The sequence below is a fragment of the Alteromonas gracilis genome, assembly GCF_002993325.1.
In the GTDB taxonomy this organism is placed as follows: domain Bacteria; phylum Pseudomonadota; class Gammaproteobacteria; order Enterobacterales; family Alteromonadaceae; genus Alteromonas; species Alteromonas gracilis.
Genome location: NZ_PVNO01000031.1, coordinates 392,894 through 413,415, shown reverse-complemented (window position 1 = coordinate 413,415; position 20,522 = coordinate 392,894). Strand labels below are relative to the sequence as shown.

19 protein-coding genes are annotated in these 20,522 nt (G+C 45.3%); 6 read left to right on the top strand and 13 right to left on the bottom strand.

Features of this window, described 5'->3' with window-relative positions; all coding sequences use genetic code 11:
- The first annotated feature begins 129 nt into the window (after positions 1 to 129).
- Both C6Y39_RS18465 and C6Y39_RS18460 read left to right on the top strand, forming a co-directional pair.
- On the top strand, positions 130 to 1,146 hold the full coding sequence (locus C6Y39_RS18465) for a ligase-associated DNA damage response exonuclease (RefSeq protein WP_105932663.1): 1,017 nt from the start codon (positions 130 to 132) through the stop codon (positions 1,144 to 1,146).
- Complete coding sequence (locus C6Y39_RS18460; protein ID WP_105932662.1) at positions 1,146 to 2,876, top strand: cisplatin damage response ATP-dependent DNA ligase; 1,731 nt, start codon at positions 1,146 to 1,148, stop codon at positions 2,874 to 2,876. The genes C6Y39_RS18465 and C6Y39_RS18460 overlap by 1 nt, the downstream gene beginning before the upstream one ends.
- 118 nt (positions 2,877 to 2,994) lie before the next feature.
- Here the strand turns inward: C6Y39_RS18460 and C6Y39_RS19015 are convergent, their stop codons facing one another.
- Positions 2,995 to 3,120: a hypothetical protein gene (locus C6Y39_RS19015; RefSeq protein WP_276309310.1), complete on the bottom strand. Its 126-nt coding sequence runs from the start codon at positions 3,118 to 3,120 to the stop codon at positions 2,995 to 2,997.
- Between the two features lie 124 nt (positions 3,121 to 3,244).
- Between C6Y39_RS19015 and efpL the strand changes: the two genes are divergently transcribed.
- Positions 3,245 to 3,820, top strand: coding sequence for an elongation factor P-like protein EfpL (efpL, locus tag C6Y39_RS18455; protein WP_105932661.1), 576 nt, complete (start codon positions 3,245 to 3,247; stop codon positions 3,818 to 3,820).
- Positions 3,821 to 3,940: 120 nt separating this feature from the next.
- Here efpL and C6Y39_RS18450 read toward each other — a convergent pair whose 3' ends face one another.
- Complete coding sequence (locus C6Y39_RS18450) at positions 3,941 to 4,909, bottom strand: carbohydrate kinase family protein (RefSeq protein WP_105932660.1); 969 nt, start codon at positions 4,907 to 4,909, stop codon at positions 3,941 to 3,943.
- A 284-nt stretch (positions 4,910 to 5,193) separates the two neighbouring features.
- Between C6Y39_RS18450 and C6Y39_RS18445 the strand changes: the two genes are divergently transcribed.
- On the top strand, positions 5,194 to 6,366 hold the full coding sequence (locus C6Y39_RS18445; RefSeq protein WP_105932659.1) for an ROK family transcriptional regulator: 1,173 nt from the start codon (positions 5,194 to 5,196) through the stop codon (positions 6,364 to 6,366).
- A gap of 40 nt (positions 6,367 to 6,406) precedes the next feature.
- A complete protein-coding gene (locus tag C6Y39_RS18440) occupies positions 6,407 to 7,309 on the top strand; it encodes a homocysteine S-methyltransferase family protein (protein WP_420808497.1) in 903 nt (300 codons plus the stop codon).
- Positions 7,310 to 7,364: 55 nt separating this feature from the next.
- Here the strand turns inward: C6Y39_RS18440 and C6Y39_RS18435 are convergent, their stop codons facing one another.
- The 5 genes from C6Y39_RS18435 to ubiG form a co-directional block, all read right to left on the bottom strand.
- Positions 7,365 to 8,024: a glutathione S-transferase family protein gene (locus tag C6Y39_RS18435; protein WP_105932658.1), complete on the bottom strand. Its 660-nt coding sequence runs from the start codon at positions 8,022 to 8,024 to the stop codon at positions 7,365 to 7,367.
- Positions 8,024 to 8,632, bottom strand: coding sequence for a glutathione S-transferase family protein (locus C6Y39_RS18430; RefSeq protein WP_105932657.1), 609 nt, complete (start codon positions 8,630 to 8,632; stop codon positions 8,024 to 8,026). The genes C6Y39_RS18435 and C6Y39_RS18430 overlap by 1 nt, the downstream gene beginning before the upstream one ends.
- A 208-nt stretch (positions 8,633 to 8,840) precedes the next feature.
- Positions 8,841 to 9,824 (bottom strand): lipase secretion chaperone, encoded by a 984-nt coding sequence (locus tag C6Y39_RS18425; RefSeq protein WP_105932656.1) that lies wholly within the window; start codon positions 9,822 to 9,824, stop codon positions 8,841 to 8,843.
- Between the two features lie 13 nt (positions 9,825 to 9,837).
- Complete coding sequence (locus tag C6Y39_RS18420; RefSeq protein WP_240618935.1) at positions 9,838 to 10,842, bottom strand: esterase/lipase family protein; 1,005 nt, start codon at positions 10,840 to 10,842, stop codon at positions 9,838 to 9,840.
- Between the two features lie 250 nt (positions 10,843 to 11,092).
- On the bottom strand, positions 11,093 to 11,845 hold the full coding sequence (gene ubiG, locus C6Y39_RS18415; RefSeq protein WP_105932655.1) for a bifunctional 2-polyprenyl-6-hydroxyphenol methylase/3-demethylubiquinol 3-O-methyltransferase UbiG: 753 nt from the start codon (positions 11,843 to 11,845) through the stop codon (positions 11,093 to 11,095).
- 167 nt (positions 11,846 to 12,012) lie between these two features.
- Here ubiG and C6Y39_RS18410 point away from each other — a divergent pair, with 167 nt between their 5' ends.
- Positions 12,013 to 12,372, top strand: a complete 360-nt coding sequence (locus C6Y39_RS18410; protein ID WP_105932654.1) for a DUF2237 family protein — start codon at positions 12,013 to 12,015, stop codon at positions 12,370 to 12,372.
- Positions 12,373 to 12,548: 176 nt separating this feature from the next.
- On the opposite strand, the gene C6Y39_RS18405 is transcribed toward C6Y39_RS18410, so the two are convergent.
- The 6 genes from C6Y39_RS18405 to hflC all read right to left on the bottom strand — a co-directional run bounded on the left by C6Y39_RS18405 (position 12,549) and on the right by hflC (position 20,517).
- Positions 12,549 to 13,979 (bottom strand): aldehyde dehydrogenase family protein, encoded by a 1,431-nt coding sequence (locus C6Y39_RS18405; protein WP_105932736.1) that lies wholly within the window; start codon positions 13,977 to 13,979, stop codon positions 12,549 to 12,551.
- A 31-nt stretch (positions 13,980 to 14,010) separates the two neighbouring features.
- Positions 14,011 to 15,651, bottom strand: a complete 1,641-nt coding sequence (locus tag C6Y39_RS18400; RefSeq protein WP_105932653.1) for an acetolactate synthase large subunit — start codon at positions 15,649 to 15,651, stop codon at positions 14,011 to 14,013.
- 288 nt (positions 15,652 to 15,939) lie between these two features.
- On the bottom strand, positions 15,940 to 16,347 hold the full coding sequence (locus tag C6Y39_RS18395; protein ID WP_105932652.1) for a DUF4112 domain-containing protein: 408 nt from the start codon (positions 16,345 to 16,347) through the stop codon (positions 15,940 to 15,942).
- A gap of 106 nt (positions 16,348 to 16,453) precedes the next feature.
- Positions 16,454 to 17,533 carry a ferrochelatase gene (gene hemH / locus C6Y39_RS18390; protein ID WP_105932651.1) on the bottom strand — a complete coding sequence of 360 codons (1,080 nt, stop codon included), beginning with the start codon at positions 17,531 to 17,533 and terminating at the stop codon, positions 16,454 to 16,456.
- A gap of 209 nt (positions 17,534 to 17,742) precedes the next feature.
- Positions 17,743 to 19,344, bottom strand: coding sequence for an AbgT family transporter (locus C6Y39_RS18385; protein ID WP_105932650.1), 1,602 nt, complete (start codon positions 19,342 to 19,344; stop codon positions 17,743 to 17,745).
- A gap of 291 nt (positions 19,345 to 19,635) precedes the next feature.
- A complete protein-coding gene (gene hflC, locus C6Y39_RS18380; protein ID WP_105932649.1) occupies positions 19,636 to 20,517 on the bottom strand; it encodes a protease modulator HflC in 882 nt (293 codons plus the stop codon).
- Between the last annotated feature and the right edge of the window lie 5 nt (positions 20,518 to 20,522).

The window sequence follows — 20,522 nt, the reverse complement described above, 5'->3', positions numbered from 1 at the left end:
TGACAATTAGTAAAGCCAATAAGTTCAGCACGCTTATTGAATTATTGGCCTTACACACTTCAAGTGGTCGTTTTAAGGGACTGATTACGTAGTAACAAGCATTCTCTAATTTGGCAGGAATGATAAGTAGTGCATCCATCAACGTGGCTAAAAACTGATGATACCGGCCTGTATTGCGAATCAGGTGAGTTTTACATTGACCCCATGAATGAGGTAGCAACCGCGCTTGTCACACACGGGCATGCAGACCATGCACGGGCAGGCCATAACAGCGTGTATGCCAGCCCAGAAACACTGGCAATTATGAAAACTCGCTACGGTGAAGAGATGGCGATTCACCAGCATGCTGTAACGTTAGGAAAAACCATTGAATTTAATGACGTGAAAGTCACGTTTTATCCTGCAGGCCACATTCTTGGCTCTACACAGATCCTAATTGAATATGCGGGCTACCGTGTTGTGGTGTCTGGCGATTACAAGCGTCGACACGACCCAACGTGCCCGCCATTTAAAGTTGTCCCTTGCGATATATTGATTACCGAAGCTACCTTTGGGCTCCCTGTCTTTAAACACCCGCCCATTGAACAGGAAATTGAAAAGCTTCTTCATTCGTTACGGGTTTTTCCCGAGCGATGTCATCTGGTAGGCGCTTACGCATTAGGTAAATGCCAACGGGTGATATTAGCACTGCGCGAAGCGGGTTACGCCAAGCCAATTTACTTACACGGTGCACAGCTAAAACTGTGCGATTTATACAAGCAATTGGGAATAGACTTGGGTGAGTTAACTCCAGTATCTGAGGTAACGGATAAAAAAACCTTGGCCGGTGAGATAGTCATTGCGCCGCCTTCGGCACTTGCCGACAGATGGTCACGAAGCTTACCTAATGTGCGTCCGGTTGTGGCATCTGGTTGGATGCAAATTCGCGCTCGTGCCAAGCAAAAAAATGCCGAGCTGCCACTTATTATTTCTGATCATTGCGACTGGCCCGAATTGTTACAAACCATCGAAGAAGTAAACCCAAAAGAAGTATGGGTGACCCACGGTAGAGAAGATGCCTTGATGTATCAGGCTGAGAAGATGGGGTTCAAAGCAAGGGCGCTTTCCCTTGTGGGTTACGATGAAGAAGAGCAAGGAGGCGATTAATGGAGGCATTCAGTCATTTACTTGAGCAGCTGTATTTCACGTCTGGAAACAAAGCCAAAGCGCAGCTTATAGCTGACTACATTGCCAATACGCCAGACCCCGACCGTGGATGGGCCATTGCCGCTATGGCAGGCACATTGAGATTCGATTTTTTTAAGCGCAACACAGTGAAAAAGCTCATCACTGAACACAGCGACGCCGCCTTATTTGCTATGAGCTATGATTATGTCGGCGAAGTCAGTGAGACAGTGGCGCATTTGTGGCCATACAGTAAGCCTACGGATTCCCTTCCTAGTCTCACCGAGGTCGTTGAAACCTTCGCGTCGGTGAGTAAGCAAAAAGTATCTGACACCCTTGCCAACTACCTAACAGTGATGACACCTGCCCAACGCTGGGCGTTACTAAAGTTGGGCACAAGAGGCTTGCGTATAGGCGTGTCAGCTCGCTCTATAAAGCAAATACTGGCCGATTATGGCGACAAAGACATCAAAGAAATAGAAACACTTTGGCATGCGGTTCACCCTCCTTACGTTGACATGCTTAGTTGGCTAGAAGGAAAAGCTGAAAAGCCAGATATCGAAAATGCGGTAACCTTTCACCCAGTCATGCTCTCTCACCCCATTGAAGAAAGCGATATTGAGGCATTTACTGAAAACACATGGCAAATTGAAAACAAGTACGACGGCATTCGCGTACAGCTCGTTGTTAAGTCAAGTAAAGCTTTTAATGATAGGTCTATTGACAGTGATGGAGCCAATGAGGATGAGCCCGAAAAAGCACTCTTTTCCCGCACTGGCGATGACATCAGCCACTCATTTCCCGACTTACTTGAGTCTGTTAGCGGTAACATGGTGTTAGATGGAGAACTGCTGGTTATCCACAACGTGGAACATGACAATGACTTATCTGAAGGCTCAACCGCTCAAGGTATAACTACTGGAAATACAACGAGTGATAAAAGCGACTTACAGGCTTGGTCCATGGTACAGCCGGATGTGGACACCTTTAATGCCCTTCAACAGCGCCTAAATAAAAAGAAACCAAGTAAGGCGCTACAATCGTCTGCACCGGTTGGGCTTATTGTTTACGATGCGTTAGTGCTAGATGGAAAAGACCTGACGGAACAAACGCTGAAAACTCGGCGCCAAGCATTGGAAAGATGGTTCAACAAAACAGATAACAAACGCCTGTTTTTATCGCAAACCCTCACCGCTACCAGCCCTGAAAGCCTTCGCCAGCTGCACACAGACGTTTGCCAAAACCGGGCGGTCGAGGGGCTAATGATAAAGCGCCTCGATAGTAAGTACATCCCCGGCAGACCGAAGGGTAAGTGGTTTAAGTGGAAGCGCGATCCGCTGGTTGTTGATGCTGTCATGATGTACGCCCAGCGCGGGCATGGGAAGCGTTCCAGCTTTTACTCCGATTTCACTTTTGGTACGTGGGAAGACAATCAACTGCTACCCATTGGTAAAGCATATTCAGGCTTCACCGATGAAGAGCTAAAGAAGCTGGATAACTGGGTAAGACGAAACGCAGTGGGCCGCTTTGGCCCCGTGCGGGAAGTAAAAAAAGAACTGGTATTAGAAGTAGCATTCGACGCTGTACACCCTTCATCAAGGCACAAGTCAGGGGTTGCGCTTCGTTTTCCACGTATACATAGAATTCGTTGGGACAAGCCTGCCAACGAAGCTGATACCTTGGCTAACGTAAAAGCGTTAATAGAGAGTTAATACCAGTCCGCATAGATAATTACCCACTCAGCGAGAGTTAAAATGTTCGTAATCGCGGCGTGTTACCGTAGGTGTAGTGGTTCTACATCAAGGTGACACAACAAAGAGTACGGAGATTTTAAACTCGCCCTTCGGGAAGGTCTGGCAAGCTTCCTAGCTTCATTCTGGGAATTTGAAAGGGAACAACCATTCCTGCATTCCCACGCTTCGCTAGGAAACTTACCAGCGCCTTCTGAGTGGGCACTTATCTATGCGGATTGGTATAAGCCCGCAAAAACACTTTCTTCGTCATGCAAAATCGCAGAGAATGGCAAGAGACAAATGATTGGGTTTGTAGCCTGAGTAAAATAAAACAATAGGAAGTCGCCATGCCAAAGGCTAGTGAAATTAAAAAGAATAACACCGTGGTATTTGACGGAAAAACGTGCATTGTTCGCGATATCGAACGATCTGTTCCCCAAGGCCGTGCTGGTGGCAGTATTTATCGCATGCGTATGTATGACGTGGTAACGGGTGCTAAATACGACGAAACATTTAAAGACTCAGACACATTGGATATGGCAGACCTCACCCGTCGCCCGGCAATGTTTTCTTATATCGACGGTGACGAGTATGTGTTTATGGATAAGGAAGACTACACCCCTTATCACTTGAACAAAGAAAGTATTGAAAACGAAGCCTTGTTCATTAACGAGGAAACTGACGGCATTCAGGTTGTTATCGTTAGCGAAGTGCCGGTTGCCTTGGACTTACCAATGAGTGTTGAGCTTGAAGTGGTTGAGACAGATCCTTCAATTAAAGGCGCATCGGCTACATCACGTACTAAACCAGCCACCCTTTCAACTGGCCTGGTAGTACAGGTACCTGAGTATATCAGCACGGGTGAGTGGATTAAGGTCAACACTGAAGAGCGTAAGTTCCAAAGCAGAGCAGATAAGCACTAAGCTCAATTAATGCAGATAGCTCTATAACTTGGCACTTTTAATATCGCTGCTGCCAGTACTTAAAAATAAAAAAGGGTTCAGTTTGACGTGAACCCTTTTTTTAACAGCCTGATAAATAAATTATTTAGCGATATTAGCCTGTGTAGGCAAAGCACTAAATGCGCCGTACTGAGTAACCGTGTAAGCACCGCAGCGAATAGCAAATTCAGTGGCTTCACTTACGTTTTCAAAGTTTTCTGCCCATGCATCAAATTCATCGGCATTTTTTACTTTAGTAGAAAGGAAATACAGGAAACCACCAATAAACGAGTCACCCGCTGCTGTGGTGTCTTTAACATCCATTTTTGGTGATGCTAGCGTGCCGCTAAACGACTTAGTAATATAGTGAATTGGCTCACCACCGTCGGTAACTAACACCACTTTTACCCCACTTTCCAACCATTGCTGTACTTTTGTGTCGGCATTTTCTTCGCCATAAAGCTCCGCGAGCTCTTCACGGCTTGCTTTTAGAATAGACACTTTCTTCGCCGCTTCGTCTATGCGCGTTGGAGCGTTAGCCGTGTCATCCCAGAATGCTGGGCGATAATTGATATCCAAGCACACCATCATGCCGTTTTCCTTCGCCTTGTTTAGGATAAACTCAGTACCAGGAATAAGCTCAGGGCCTGAAATTGAACCCGAACAGAAGTGAAGCACAGTATTTTTATCGCAATCAATGGTCGATAAATCTTGCTCTGAAATGTGCTTATGTGCAGCATTATCAACGTAAAAATCGAACGAGCGCTCGCCATCTTCGTCTAGATTAACAAATGCTAATGCAGTATTACCTTCTTGTGTGGTCCAAACAAAATCAGTATTAACGTTGTAGTGCTCAAGCATTTCTTTAAGGAATGCGCCAAAAGTATCGTCGCCAACTTTTGATACCATTGCGCTCTTACCACCGAGCTGGGCAACGGCAACAGCAACGTTTGCAGGCGCGCCACCCGCATAAGGTTGAAAAGGTTTCATAGCTGGTATATTGCCATCTTTGGGCGCCGCACCTTGGCTTAACATATCAATAAGCACTTCACCTAAACATAAAATTTTCATACCAGCCTCGCTCAACAAAGTTCAAAATAGACGTTTAAATTTATGCCAAAAACACAAAGTTAACGAATCGTTAAATAATTGGGGCATAGTATTGTCGAAAGAAACAATTAAATCAACCCAATTGATTTAAAATCATCCTAAAGAATTGTATGATAAGTTTGCGTAATTTTAGACCAGTCTAAAACAGACCCCCAGAAGCACGCACTACGTTAATTCTTAAATTTGATACACGGCTAGCTTGTTATTAAACTCTAGTCTCTTTTAATGGACAGATTGTAATTACATTGAATATTGAAACGGCTTTTCATCTGCCATCCCAAAGGATGCCTTTACTACTTGATGCGCGCTCAACTAATGAACGGGAAATCCTTACTCTCATTCGTCAGCGTATTGCATTACCCAAGGCTGAAATCGCTCAATTAACCGGTTTGTCCGCGCAATCCGCTACGGTAATCATAAAAAAGTTAGAAGCCGATGGTTTGGTAAAACGCTTAAAGCCTATTAAAGGTGGTGTAGGTCAGCCAAAGGTTCCTTTTGGCATTAACGCTAATGGTGCATTTGGCGTCGGCCTCAAAGTGGGACGTCGTAGCTTCGACATGACACTGCTTGACTTAAAAGGCAATGTAAAAGCAACACTTCACGAGAAGTCTGACTATCCAACGGTTAGCAATTTACTTAATTTCGCAAAGCGTGCCTTTAACGTGCTTATTAAGAATCTTGATACCGACCAACAACGCCTTGTTAGGGGTCTAGGCGTAGCCATGCCCTTCGAGATTTGGAGTTGGGCAGAGGAGGCTGGAGCTCCGAAAAATGAATTGGAAGAGTGGAGAGAATTCGATCCTCAAAGCGCCCTTGAAGGCCTTCTCAACTTACCGGTATTTATTAAAAATGACGCGGGAGCGGCGTGCAGCGCCGAAATGTCTTTCGGAAATCCTAAACGTTACGAAAGCTTCTTATATATTTTCGTTGGCACCTTTTTAGGTGGTGGTCTTGTATTAAATAACCAGCTGATAAACGGAAAAACGGGCAATGCAGGCGCTATTGGCTCTTTACCATTTCATAGCGGCACGTCGCAGCGCCAGTTGATTACTCAATCTTCGCTTTACTTGTTAGAACGGGCACTCGTAGACGCTGGGCAAAACGGCAAGCATATTTATGAATCGCCTTCACACTGGTCGTGCGACGAGGGCATCGTTGACTTATGGCTTTCTGAAACCGCCAAGGGATTAGCATTTGCAGCTCAATGCGCAATGAGCCTTTTGGATGTAGAGGGTGTAATTATAGATGGTGCTATCCCTAATGATGTTAAGGAATCGCTGGTTGAAAAAACCAAAGGGGCGATGGAGCACCTTGATATGCGGGGGCTTTCAAAGATAAACGTGAGTCCTGGCCTTGTAGGCGCAAAAGCGCAATCTATAGGCAGTGCAAACTTAGCGCTCCAAGCAAACTATTACTAATCATCTAAGAGTTCAAGACAGCGTTAGGGGCGGTATACCAGTGAGAGAAAAGCACATTACAATTCTAGATGGCGGCATGGGGCGCGAGTTAAAAAGAATAGGTGCGCCTTTTAGACAACCCGAATGGTCTGCTTTAGCGCTGATGCAAACGCCAGAATTAGTCCGAGAGGTTCATGCTCATTTTCTTGAAGCAGGTGCCAGCGTCATTACAACTAATGCATATGCACTAGTGCCCTTTCATATTGGCGAGAAAACATTTAACGAGCAAGCATTTAAACTAGCCGAAACCGCTGCCAGACTAGCAAGAGAAGCCGTCACCGCTCAGCAGGCAAAGCAATCCAGCAAATTAACCGTGGCTGGATGCATTCCACCGGCGTTTGGCTCTTATCGTCCCGATTTGTTTGATGCCAGTCGACTCAGTGAAATACTTTCACCACTTATCGAAGCCCAAGCTCCCTATATCGATATTTGGTTAATTGAAACGGCCAGCTCCGTGGAAGAAGCAGAGGCAGTGGTATCACTTATCAAAACCCTTTCTTCCCGACCTGTTTGGCTGTCGTTTTCATTGCAAAATCGCGCTTCACCAGATGAGCCGTTAACACTTCGCTCTGGCGAGCCCCTTTCAGATATCGCTTACCTATTATCTCATGTCGACAGCGTGCTTTTTAACTGCTCACAGCCTGAAGAAATGGAAAGCGCAATCACTATTACACGCCAGATGAACGCTACCATTACCATTGGCGCTTACGCCAATAGCTTTTCAGAAAGAAAGCGTAGCCATGAAGCAAATGCGCTTCTATCTGAACTGCGTGATGACGTCACACCCGAACGCTACTTAGATTATGTTCAAACGTGGATAGCGGCGGGCGCGGATATCGTGGGAGGGTGTTGCGGCATTGGACCCGAGCATATAAAAACCATAAGCGCGTTCGTAGGAAAATAAACGCGCTAAAACCGCAGTATGATTAGTCTCTTCAAATAAGCAGGAGCGAGAGAGCCTACCTAGTCACGACGTTTTTAGCCCCTTTAAGCAGCGCCTCTTTATCTATCTTATTAGGCACTTCTACGCCACGTCGCGCTGCTGGCCTTGCTTCAATGCTGTTCTTCCAGCGAATGAGATTATCCAAGCCTTCAATGCTAACACCTGACCATTCGTAAGTGCGCACCCAGCACCAGTTAGCCATGTCAGCAATACTGTAGTTGTCTACTAAGTATTCACGATCCTCTAGCCTGCCATCAAGCACGGTGAACAATCGTCGAACTTCGTTTTGGTATCGCTCGATAGCAACAGGGATTTTTTCTTCTAAGTACCGATGAAATACGTTCGCCTGCCCCATCATAGGGCCAATTCCACCCATCTGAAACATTAGCCACTGTATAACCTGGCTTTTACCCTTAGCATCACGCGGCAAGAACATCCCTGTCTTTTCAGCGAGATAAATCATAATGGCGCCAGACTCGAAAACAACGTGGCCACCGGCTTCTCTATCTACGATAACGGGTATACGTCCATTCGGGTTCATGGCTAAAAACTCAGGGGTTTTCTGCTCGCCTTTCATTAAATTAACCGCATGAGCAGTGTATTCAAGACCCATCTCTTCTAACGCCACCGACGCTTTCCAGCCATTGGGCGTTGCCGCAGTATATAAATCTATCATTAGGCTTTTGCACTCGCTCTGCTGCTCACCGCGTCGTACCAGCGAGCTAAATTAACATGCTCTTCGCTCATGCGTATTTTTACAACTCGGGCAAAATCCATAGCACATAACGCCGTTATATCGGCAATAGAAAAAGCATCTCCCGCTATGTATTCTTTTACACCAAGTCGGCGCTCTAAAATATTGAGATATTTAGACGCATTTATACCCGCCTCTTTGCCATACTCTGGTACCGGCGTCATGCGGTCTTTGAAATAACCTGTAGTATGTTGGAAGCACATACCAATTTGCATCATAAACGCAAGCTCTACCTGCCGCTGCCACATTGATATCGTGGCTTTTTCAACGGGCGTTGTTCCCATTAACGGCGGCTCTGGCTGAAGCGCTTCAAAGTAAGTACAAATGGCATCGGTTTCAGCAATACACGTGCCGTCATCGAGCTCTAGAATAGGAATTTTACCCAGCGGGTTTTTGGTCCGCATTTCTGCACTTAAATTTTCTCCTTTCTGAATGTCGACTTGAACATAATCAACATCAATGCCTTTTTCGGCTAAGAACATACGTACTCGGCGTGGATTAGGAGCGGTCTTCGTTTCATAGATTTTCATAGTGGTATGACTAGCCTCGCGAAACAACAATGGAAATTTCGGTAGAAATAACGTTGAAATTAACGGTGTAAGTTAATAAACAAAATCTAGATTAGTAAGAGTATTGCACGCTTTCAAATCACTTCGTATAGCGGTGACACTATTCAGCGTTTTTATGGTCTTACCATATCATTGCTCGCTCACTGTGCCTTTGTATCTGCTTGCCTTGTCATCGCGCTGTAAGCACCTTAAGACGTTTAATCTCGTTCGCAGTGAAATGTTTCCTTTTGTATTCCGCCAGCGACTCACTCATCGTCTCAGGTGAAAGCCCCTGCTCCATCAACCCATCTCTAAAACGTGTGTATGCTTCTACCTTTGCCTGCCACTGAGCTCGCTCTTCCCACGTTTTAGCAAAGCGCTGGGCGACCTGTGTTCCAAATTCAGCAGCCACAGCATTGAAGCGATCGTTTATATTGCTGTAAGTGTTTTTAATTTCATTGATGCGGTGCATATTCAATGTAGGTTGAAAGGCGTCGCGCTCAGCGGGATTACCCGCCTTCAGGGCGTCTACTATAAGCGCTTTTCTCTCTTCTTTTGAAAGCGTGTCTTCCTGAGCAATGCTCAATCTTGCTAATGCCGCTTCGTCGACTTGTGCCTCTTGACTGAATAAGTAGTGATATTCGTTGTCGGTAAAATACCTACGCCGTATGTTTTCTCGCTCATCTAACTTAAAGGTTACATCTCGTAAACTGTGTGCGGACAGGTCTACCTCTAATTCCACAGACGATAGCGCCACCTTATAATCAACGTAGCGAGAAAATAAATCTGCTGCTGTACGGGCAGATTCTTCTGTGTATTTCGTTTTAGTATGGTTCGAATAGTCTAGTTTAACCACGTGGGGGAGTTCGGAGGTTCGCTCGAATATATAGCGGTCGAAGATGTCTTTTGTTGTGTAATCTAAGATGAAGACTTCAAGGCTAGTATCAGTTGAATCAGTCTTATATTCAGAAATATAGTTTGTCGCGTGAACGCCTGCATCATCTTGTTGGCTCGCCCTTTCTTTGTCGAACTCGCTTTCACCTTTCAGGTTATCTTCTGCATTCGGCAAAGTCGCGCCCGCTTCTGACACGATAAAGTCTGAGTTGATATGGTAGAAAACGCCAATGATAAGGAGAGCACTCAGCCCTCCTGCGGTGATAAAACGCCAATTCAAGGAATATACCTCATTAAAGGCCTAGGCCTTTGAGACGGTTTGCTTGGCGAACAAAAACATCAACGGGATTGGTTTCAAACCAATGTGTGATGCCAAAGCTCTGATTGACCTCATCAAGATGATTCATCTTGTAGTTATCTTTGAGCACTTTACCTAAATGTGAACTGCAGGTTGAGACCAACCCATCGTTTGGTTCTTTAAACGCAGTGCCAGTTATCGCTAAAAATGGATCTACAACATCTAGCGCATTAGTGTACGTTTTTCCGCCGCTCCACGAAAAATAATAAACACCGTTTTCAGCGAGCATTTTGCCATCGTTACGACAATATGCCGTTGGCATCCCTTCTGGGTATTGCTGGTTAAAGGCCACTGAACCAGCAGTTGAGAGTGAATTAAGGGCGGCAATTGAATCGGTAGGCTTGTCTCTTGGGTCTGAGCCCGAAGCAATTTCGATAATATTGGCAAATGCATCAACGACAAGCCCAGTCGCACCTTCACCAACAGAGCCCTCTGAAAAGGCATCTCGCAATTGGTCGGCTACTTTACTTCCCCAGTTCACACCTGCTACCGAACTTACCGAGGCGACTTTTTCAGGCGCGACACTGGCAGCGTAACGCGCTGTTGGTCCCCCATGGCTATGACCAATAAGATTTACTTTGTCAGCACCAGACAATGCTAAGACTTCGTCGATGTATTCTAACAACTGTTCGCCGCGCACTTCCGTAGAATTAGCTGGTGAGACTTCGGCAATGTAAACCACAGCGCCGTTTCGGCTGAGTTTATGCGGAACCTTATAGAAATAATCGACAAATAAAATATCTTCAAAGCCAAATAATCCGTGAACAAGTACAATTGGGTGTTTAGTTTTTGCGTATGTGCTTGAATGCGCCTGTCCAGAAAAGCCTACAAATAAGCAGAGCAACGTCAATATAGCCGCGAAGGTGCTTTTTCTCGTTTGATTTAGTCGTATGTGGTTGGTTCGTGTTTGGGTTATTCGTGTGTAATTGCTTCGTGTCATAGTGTGTGCCCCATAATTATGGTAAATACCTGGTCTGTGGTCAGACCTTTGTTATAATTATGTAAACACAATGTAAAGATCAAGCTTTACTAACAAGTTTTAATAAAGCGCTCCCGCAAATAAACGTCATTTCTAGCCATCCCGTCTAGACAATAGCCTGCTAATTCAGTTAGCTAGCACTAGCCATTAGGTATGCTTCACAATACCATTTTCAGCTTTCATACAGAGCATAAGCATAATTTATGGCCAGCTATTCATCTCTGGAATAGGTTTGAATAAAGTTCACGGCAAGGCTTGATGTCGTTAACCATTCACCCTTTAACGGGTTTAATTTCATTCCTACTTGATGTTTTAAGGAAAACGCACCCCCGACCCACTGTTGTAACTCTCTAGGTTTCACGAATTTTCTCCAATCGTGAGTACCAATGGGCAAATACCGCATAACGTATTCAGCGCCAACAATTGCAATGATATAGCTTTTAAACGTTCTGTTTAATGTGGCTAAAATAAGAAGTCCGCCGGGTTTCACTAAACTCGCACATTCCTTTATAAGTTGCCGTTGATCGGGTACATGCTCGACCACTTCAGCATTAATTACGACATCATATTGAAGTCCTTCGCCCACAACCTCACTGGAGAGCATATGTCTATAATTAACATCCACACCGCTTTTTTCGGCATGCCGCTTGGCAACTTCAACGCTGACCGCGCTTGCGTCTATGCCTGTTACATGAGCGCCCAATTTTGCTAGTGGCTCACTGATAAGGCCACCACCACTGCCAATATCAATCATTGACAGAGTTGAATAGTCTGGGGGTAATTTACCCTTCCCGAAATGATTTTCTATCTGCGCTTTAATGACATCTAATCTCGCTCTATTAAAATCTAAAGCAGTTTTATATTTCCCTTTCGGATCCCACCATGATTCGGCGAGCGCATCAAAGCGCGCGATTTCATCCTCAGAGAAATTACTTCCACCTGTTTTTTTGCTTTTATCGAGCACGATTTTTTACCTTTAGACGTAATTAGACTATTGCTTCACATTTGACTCTCTATACTCAGGGTCATAAGGTGAGCAGAATAGGGTTATAGGCCTGACGCGATTTACATTCTTATGTTTTGACAAAGCGACATCAATATAAAGATACGTTGTAAGAGAGGGTTCTGATTTTGGCGAACGCAAAAAATGTTTATGGTCGTCCACTGCAGCTGTGTTGCGGGAATGCGGGTTTTACTAGAGAAGGGTTTTGTTATGTCCCAGATGCAGATTTGGGCAACCACAGCGTTTGCGCCATAGTAACCGATGAATTTCTTCAGTTTTCATTACGACAAGGAAACGATCTTATTACTCCTTGGCCTAGCATGACATTTCCCGGTCTGCTTGCTGGAGACAGATGGTGTTTGTGCGCGGCTCGATGGTTACAAGCTTATGAAGCTGGAGTGGCACCTAAAGTTCGTCTTGAAGCGACGCATGAAAAAGCGCTGGATATTATCCCGCTGTCACTATTGGAAGAATATGCAGCCGATTAGGCATTTATCTGCACCTTTGGGAAACGTGCAATGAGCTAAACGGTATAATTTACAATCTACATCTTTCTAGTCAGTGAATTGAAGTAATGAAATGGGCATGTCGTATAACATGCCCTTTTTTACTGCGTTAGTAGTTTAACGTCAGTTAATGTTTACTTAGTTTAAAACTCGCCTAATTATTGTGGTGTTCGAATTACCATAAGTCGGGTTTCAGACATATCTTCAATGGCGTAGCGAATTCCTTCACGCCCAAGACCTGAGTCTTTCACACCGCCGTATGGCATATTGTCTACGCGCCAGCTTGGCACATCGCCAATCACGACGCCACCAACCTCTAGCACGTCCCATGCTTTGTGTGCTTTATAAATATCGCGGGTAAATACACCGGCTTGGAGCCCATAACGACTATTATTAACTTCGTTAAGTGCTTCGTCATAGTCATCGAACGGCACTAAGATGGATAGCGGACCAAACGCTTCTTCGGCACTGGCATCGCAATCTTTCGGTACATTTTCCATCACCGTAGCTTGAAGCATGGCACCGTCTCGAGTACCACCACACAGGATAGTTGCTCCTTTGTCTTTCGCCTCTTCAATCCAGCCATGGAGGCGTTCAGCCTCCCCTTCAGAAATCATTGGGCCGATAAACGTATCTTCATCAGATGGATCGCCAGATACAAGCGCTTTAACTCTTTCTACATAGCGAGATTTAAATTCATCATATATTTTGCTGTGCACTAGCAGACGCTGAACACTGATACAGCTTTGGCCAGATTGATAATAGGCGCCCACAATGACGCGGTCGATGGCGTCTTCAATATCGGCATCTTCGTCAACCACGCACGCTGCGTTACCGCCAAGTTCCAACACAACAGGCTTCTTTCCAGCTTTTGCTTTAAGCGCCCAGCCCACATCGGGTGAACCAGTAAAGCTAAGCAGCTTTAGTCGCTCGTCTGTAGTGAACAAATCAGCGCCATCACGACTACACGGCAGAATTGAGAATGCGCCTTTTGGCAAGTCTGTTTCCGCAAGTACTTCACCAATAATAAGTGCGCCAATAGGAGTGCGCGACGCTGGCTTAAGAACAAAGGTGCAGCCCGCAGCGATAGCTGGCGCTACTTTGTGGGCAGCAAGGTTAAGCGGAAAATTAAACGGCGATATAAACGAACATGGGCCAATAGGTACTTTTTTGGTCATACCCTGATAGCCCTTCGCGCGGGCTGATATTTCTAAATTGACCGTCTCGCCGTTGATGCGCACTGACTCTTCAGCGGCAATTTTAAACGTATCGATAAGGCGACTTACTTCGCCTTTCGCATCTTTGATTGGCTTTCCTGCCTCAATGCACAATGCTTGCGCCAGTTCGTCTGCGCGCTCAGTAAAACGCTTCACGCAGTGCTCTAATACGGCTTGTCTTTCATAAGGTGCCATCGCCGCCATTGCAGGCTGGGCTTTTTCAGCAGCAGCAATAGCTTTGTCGATAACATCCGCATCTGCTAACGCAACCTTGGTCGCTACCTCTTGGGTGTATTTGTTAGTTACATCCAGATCGGTATTAGCATAATGTGGTTCACTCGCCAGATAATAGGGGTAGCTTTCCTTTAACATCGTTGACTCCTTAACGTTATGTTGCGTTGGCTTAAAGCTTAGCACTTAGCTCTTTAATCGTATGATTTAGTGTTTTGTCATTCATGCTGTAATCAACGGGACAATCGATAATGTGCACACCTTTTGTGTTCAAACACTTATCCACCATGTGAATGAGTACGTCGGTATCATCTACCCGCCAGCCCTGCGCGCCATAACTTTGCGCATATTTGACAAAATTAGGGTTGCCGTAGTCTAAACCAAACTCATCAAACTGCATGTTTGCTTGTTTCCATTTAATCATCCCATACGCATCGTCACGCAATATGATCACAACAAGATCTAGCTTGAGCCTCACAGCGGTCTCAATCTCTTGGCTATTCATCATAAAGCCACCGTCACCGCAGACACTTAAAACAGGGGCATCTGGATTGACGAGTTTAGCGGCAATGGCGGAAGGCAAACCTGCTCCCATTGAGGCTAGTGCATTATCTAAAAGCAGTGTATTTGGGTGGTAAGCGGGGTAGTTTCTGGCAAACCAAATTTTGTAGATGCCGTTATCTAACGTAACAATGCCGTTGTCTGGCATTACCTTACGTATATCTCGCACTAAACGCTCGGGTAAGATAGGGAATCGGTTGTCATCTTCCGCTTCGGCGCGATGTTCGACATAGGCTTGATGCACGTCTTTATAGAAATCGAGTTTCCAACTGTCTTGCGGGGTAATTCCTTCTTTTATTTGCCAAATGCTATTGGCAATGTCACCAACCACTTCAAGTTGAGGAAAGTACACCGGGTCTACGGCTGCCGAATCAAAATTAACATGAATTACTTTTTTGTCGTTGTGGTGCATAAAAAACGGTGGTTTTTCTACTACATCATGGCCCACATTAATAATGAGGTCTGCACGCTCTATCGCTCTGTGAACAAAGTCTCCGTCCGACAGCGCCGTATTCCCAGCAAATCGAGAATCGCTTTCGTTTAGCACGCCCTTGCCCATTTGCGTAGTAACAAAGGGAATACAGGTTTTATCGACGAACTCCCTTAACATTTTTGCTGTTAGCTTACGGTTTGCACCTGCGCCGATAAGTAGTAAAGGGGATTGTGCGTTTTCTATCATGCTAATAGCTGAAGAAATTGCTTTATATTCAGCAATAGGACGACGAGCTACGCTAGGCTTTAACAGCGGTGCGCTCGTTTGCTCTGCCGCTATATCCTCAGGAAGTTCTATATGAACTGCACCCGGACGCTCTTCAGAGGCGAGTCGAAATGCCTCCCTTACTGTAGAAGGGATCCTGTCACCACTTACAACTTGGTTGGTAAACTTGGTAATTGGGCGCATCATGTCGACAATATCAATCACTTGAAAACGACCTTGCTTACTGGTTTTAATGGGCTTTTGTCCAGTAATCATAAGCATAGGCATAGCACCTAACTGAGCATAAGCCGCTGGAGTCACTAAATTGGTAGCCCCCGGCCCGAGGGTTGATAAACATACTCCGACTTTTCCTGTAAGTCGTCCATAGGTAGCGGCCATAAAGCCTGCTCCTTGCTCATGACGAGTTAGCACCAACTTAATCGAAGACTCACGCAACGACTCGAGTAAATCGAGGTTTTCTTCACCGGGAATACCAAAAACGTATTCCACACCTTCGGCTTCTAACGCTTTCACAAATAAATCGGACGCTTTCATGTGCTGCACGCTCCTTGTAGAAGGGTATATTTTAATAGATTGTGATTGATTCCTACGGCAACAGCATAAAAAACGATTGATATTTTTTTATGACACGTAAGTCGATTGTTATGTTCTGCCCCCTATTTCACTCATTAATAAGAGAATGAGGGCCGCCCCATGCTTATCGCATGTAGTGTAAAAAGTTTATGCGATAAACAGGTTTGTAGTGAGGCTTTAAGAAATGACTAGCAAAGCCAAACCAAGGACTAATGGCTTGACCGATACTTTAAATGATCACGCTGTGACCTATGGGTTTTCACTTTCCCACTGCGCTAGTTTAGCTTGGGTAGCGGCATCAACGTTCGCTTTATTTTCGCTTATCCACCAGCGCTCCATAATGCGAACATTTTTTTGATTCGCTTTGTAAAACACGTCAACGATATCGCCGATGAATGGAACAAAACCTAAACCAAAATCGATGGCCGAGTTTTTAACCATCTGCGCAACAAGCGCTTTCGGCATACCTAAAGATTTTCCTAGCCAAACAATGCGCAACGATACAAACAGCATAAGCGCGTCACCCGCGCCAGGGATAAGGCCAATAATGGAATCCAAACCTATTCTTATTGGAATAAGAGGAAGCTTTACGGCCGTATCTAGCAGATTCGCCAGTTTTTGTGCTTTAAGTAGTGCCTTGGGTGCTTTTGCGTCCACGTTGTTCTCTCCCTTTAATCGTATTGCTAAACCCTATAGCCTTAGTGAAAAGCGGCCGGCGAAAATAAATGGGACTGATTTAGACCAAATCGAGAATAATGCGCCGCTACTTTTCTGCGCCCAAAGCTCTCGCCAATCCAGCACGCAGACCATTATCAGATTCTACTGTCCAGCCGTGCAGGTTTTCTTGCACTATGTCAAAAAGCACATCGATATGTTCTTTGTCGCTGTTTAGTGCGGCAATATATTCATAACGCTCTCCACCTGCTTCCATAAAGTACTCGCGGTTCTCTTCGCCAATTTCCTCAATAGTTTCAAGGCAGTCTGCTGAAAAGCCTGGGCACATAACCTGAATCGATTTAACGCCCTTCTCAGGCAAAGATTTCAGGGTTTCATCTGTATACGGCTTCAACCACTCTTCTCGACCAAAACGAGATTGAAACGTCGTCATGTATTCGTCGTGTGAAAGCCCAAGTTTTTCAGCAAGTAGTCGTGATGTTTTATGACATTCACAGTGATACGGGTCGCCGTTCATCAAATAACGTTTAGGAATACCGTGATAAGACAAAATAAGCTTATCTGCTCTACCATGCGTCTCCCAGTGGGCTTTTACCTTGTTGGCAAGCGCTGTGATGAAGTTATCGCGGTCGTGATAGTGATTCACAAAACGAAACTCGGGGAGCCAACGGCGCGAGGTAAAATCTTTGGCAATAGCATCAAAGGTTGAGCCTGTCGTCGATGCGCTGTACTGCGGATAAAGGGGTAAAACCACAAGCTTACGCACGCCTTTGGCAAGCATAGCTTCAATTGTGTCTGATACCGCTGGCTTGCCGTAACGCATGGCGAAATCGACAATAACATCGTCGCCGTATTTTGCTTTGCAACGTTCTGCTATAGCACTCGCCTGCGCTTTCGTGATTGCCATCAGAGGCGAGCCTTCTTCCGTCCAAACCGTTGAATAGGCCTCTGCCGAACGCTTGGGACGAATATTTAAAATAATACCGTTAAGAATAAACCACCAAATCGCTTTTGGAACTTCAACCACACGAGGGTCAGAAAGAAACTCTTTCAAATATGGGCGTAACGCCTGTTTAGTTGGTGCTTGCGGTGTTCCTAAATTTGTTACTAGCACCCCGATTTTGTCAGCTTGCCCGTGGGTGAAACCGTTATTCGATTTGTATTTCATCTATGATTATTCCGAGAAGTACTGCGCTGTATCCGTATTATACTGAATTAACGTAGTTTATGATCTTTGATAACGTCAAAAATGTGCGATTAAGTTGATAGTTTTTAGATATTAAAAAAGCGGCAAATGCTCAGAAAAATTTTTCATAAACATGTGCCGCTTTTGCTCGCCACCGAGTAAACCGTACAGCGATGAGTCAGACTATTTGCTTAGGGCTGATAATAAGTCGCCGCGCCTGGGCCCACCGGCATACCTAGCAGGAATACCCAGATATAGAAGAGTATGGTCCAACCTACGATAAATACCATGGAATAAGGCAACATCATTGCGATAAGCGTCCCCATACCTAAGTCTTTTTTATACCTTGCAGCCATGGCCAAGATAAGTCCGAAATAACTCATCATAGGCGCAATAACATTCGTAACCGAATCCCCTATACGGTAAGCCGCTTGAATAACTTCCGGCGCGTAGCCAATTAGCATAAGCATGGGCACGAATATAGGAGCGGTTACAGCCCATTGAGCAGAGGCACTGCCTAGAGAAAGGTTAACCACACCACACATCAAGATAAACAGAATAAATACCGCTGGGCCGTCTAGACCAGCGGCTTGCAGCAACGCAGCGCCTTTAACCGCTAAAACTGTGCCTAAGTTAGTCCACTTAAAGAAAGCAACAAACTGCGCAGCAAAAAATACTAGCGTAATGTAAAGGCCCATGGCCCCCATGCTTTTAGACATGGCATCGATGACATCTTTATCGTTCTTCATCGATTCCGTAACTTTGCCGTACACGAAACCAGGAATAGCGAAGGTAATAAAGATGAAGGCAACAATTCCTTTAAGAAATGGAGAGCCTGCCACTTCGCCGGTTTCAGGATGGCGTAAAATGCCGTTTTCTGGCACTACGGTCAATGCCAAGATAGCGCATACAACAACAAAGGAAATACCAGCCCAACGTAAACCTTTCTTCTCTAGGTCAGTCGGCGCATCCATCGATTGTTTGCCTAAGTCTATTGACGCTTCGCTAGGGTCATACTTTCCTAATCTAGGCTCAACAACCTTTTCAGTGACCAATGCGCCCATGATCGCTACAACGAACGTACTGATAAACATGAAATACCAATTCACTTCCGGCCCAACCATATAGTCGGGGTCAATCATATGAGCAGCCGCTTCAGTAATACCCGAAAGGAGAGGGTCAACGGTACCAAGCAATAGATTGGCACTGTAGCCAGCTGAGACCCCAGCAAATGCTGCGGCAAGACCAGCAAGGGGATGACGGCCTAAGGAATGGAAAATCATAGCCGCTAAGGGAATAAGCACCACATAGCCAAGCTCTGAAGCCGTGTTTGAAATAATGCCAGCAAAGACGATTGCAAACGTTACCGCACGCTTTGATGCATTCATCACCAGAGCTCGCATCGCCGCAGATAGCAGGCCGGAGTGTTCAGCGACAGATACACCAAGCAGTGCAACAAGTACGGTACCTAGCGGCGCAAAGCCGGTAAAGTTTGTTACCAAACCAGTAACGATACGCTGAAGCCCTTCTGCGCTCATAAGCGATATCACTTCAATCATACCGTCTTCTTCACGACCTTTTGCGCCAACTGGGCGTGGGTCAGCAACGGCAATATCGAAAAAGCCTAGTATTCCACTTAACACTACGATGAAGAGTGAAAGTAGCGCAAATAACGTTACTGGATGGGGGAGAAGGTTTCCTAACCATTCTACCGTAGCGAGAAATCGAGAAAATAACCCGCCTTGTCCGCCATTTTTATCGGCAGACGCTGAATTTGTGTTTTCCGTTGTCAAAATCTTCCCTCTGTCGTTTATTGACGTCTACCACATTAAGATTAGTGCTGGGAAGGCACCAACTTTATACAGAAATAGTGACGCGTTTTAATTGTAGTCAGGCGGTATTTTACCCGATTTAGTGAAAATTTGGCAGTAGAGTGGGAAAATGAAAGGTAAACGTCCTGTACAACTTTCTTGCGAAGCTTTTTAAATAAGAAAATTAAGTCAGAATATCATTAACTTAATATACAAGCTCGCATAAAAAAGCCAGTCGGAAAGACTGGCTTTTTAAAGGAAATAAAGGACGGGTTAATTGCCTTTAGACTGATTCATATACTTAAAGAAATCACTGTCAGGGGCAATGACCATAACATCTTGCTTACTATTGAAGCTATTTCTGTAGGCATCCATACTGCGCAAGAAGCTGTAGAAGTCTGCATTCTTCGAATACGCTTCAGCATAAATTTGCGCAGCAATTGCATCACCTTCACCGCGAAGCTGTCGAGCGTTGCGCTCGGCGTCAGCAAGCATAACTGTCACTTTCGCATCAATATTAGCCTTTATGACTTCAGCCTGCTCCTGACCTTCTGAACGGTGCTCACGGGCTACTGCCGCGCGCTCTGCGCGCATACGTTGGAAGATTGAGTTACTCACTTCAGTAGGCAGGTTAATCTGCTTAACGCGTACGTCAACAATCTCAATACCCAGTTCATCAGACGAGGTTGAAGCTTGTTCCATCGCTTGATTCATAAGCGCAGAACGCTCGCCAGAAACAATCTGCGCAATAGTGCGCGTACCGAACTCTGAACGAAGACCGTTATTAACTTTTTGCTTTAATAACGCTTCAGCCTGCAGCTTATTACCACCTGTTGAAAGGTAGTAGCGAGCAAAATCGTCAATGCGCCACTTAACATAAGAATCAACGATAAGGTCTTTTTTCTCACTTGTTACGAAGCGATCCGGAGAACCGTCAAGGGTTTGAATTCGCGCATCAAGTACGCGTACTGAGTCGATAAACGGGAGCTTAAAGTGAAGACCCGGCTCAAAGACTTTCGTGTCGCCCGTGGCGTCATCTCTTTGTACTTTACCAAACTGGATAACGATAGCGCGCTCGCCTTCCTTAACTGCAAACAGAGAGCCTGATGCTAGCAAGACAAGAAGAACGAATACTGCAATTAATAAATTCTTCATTATAC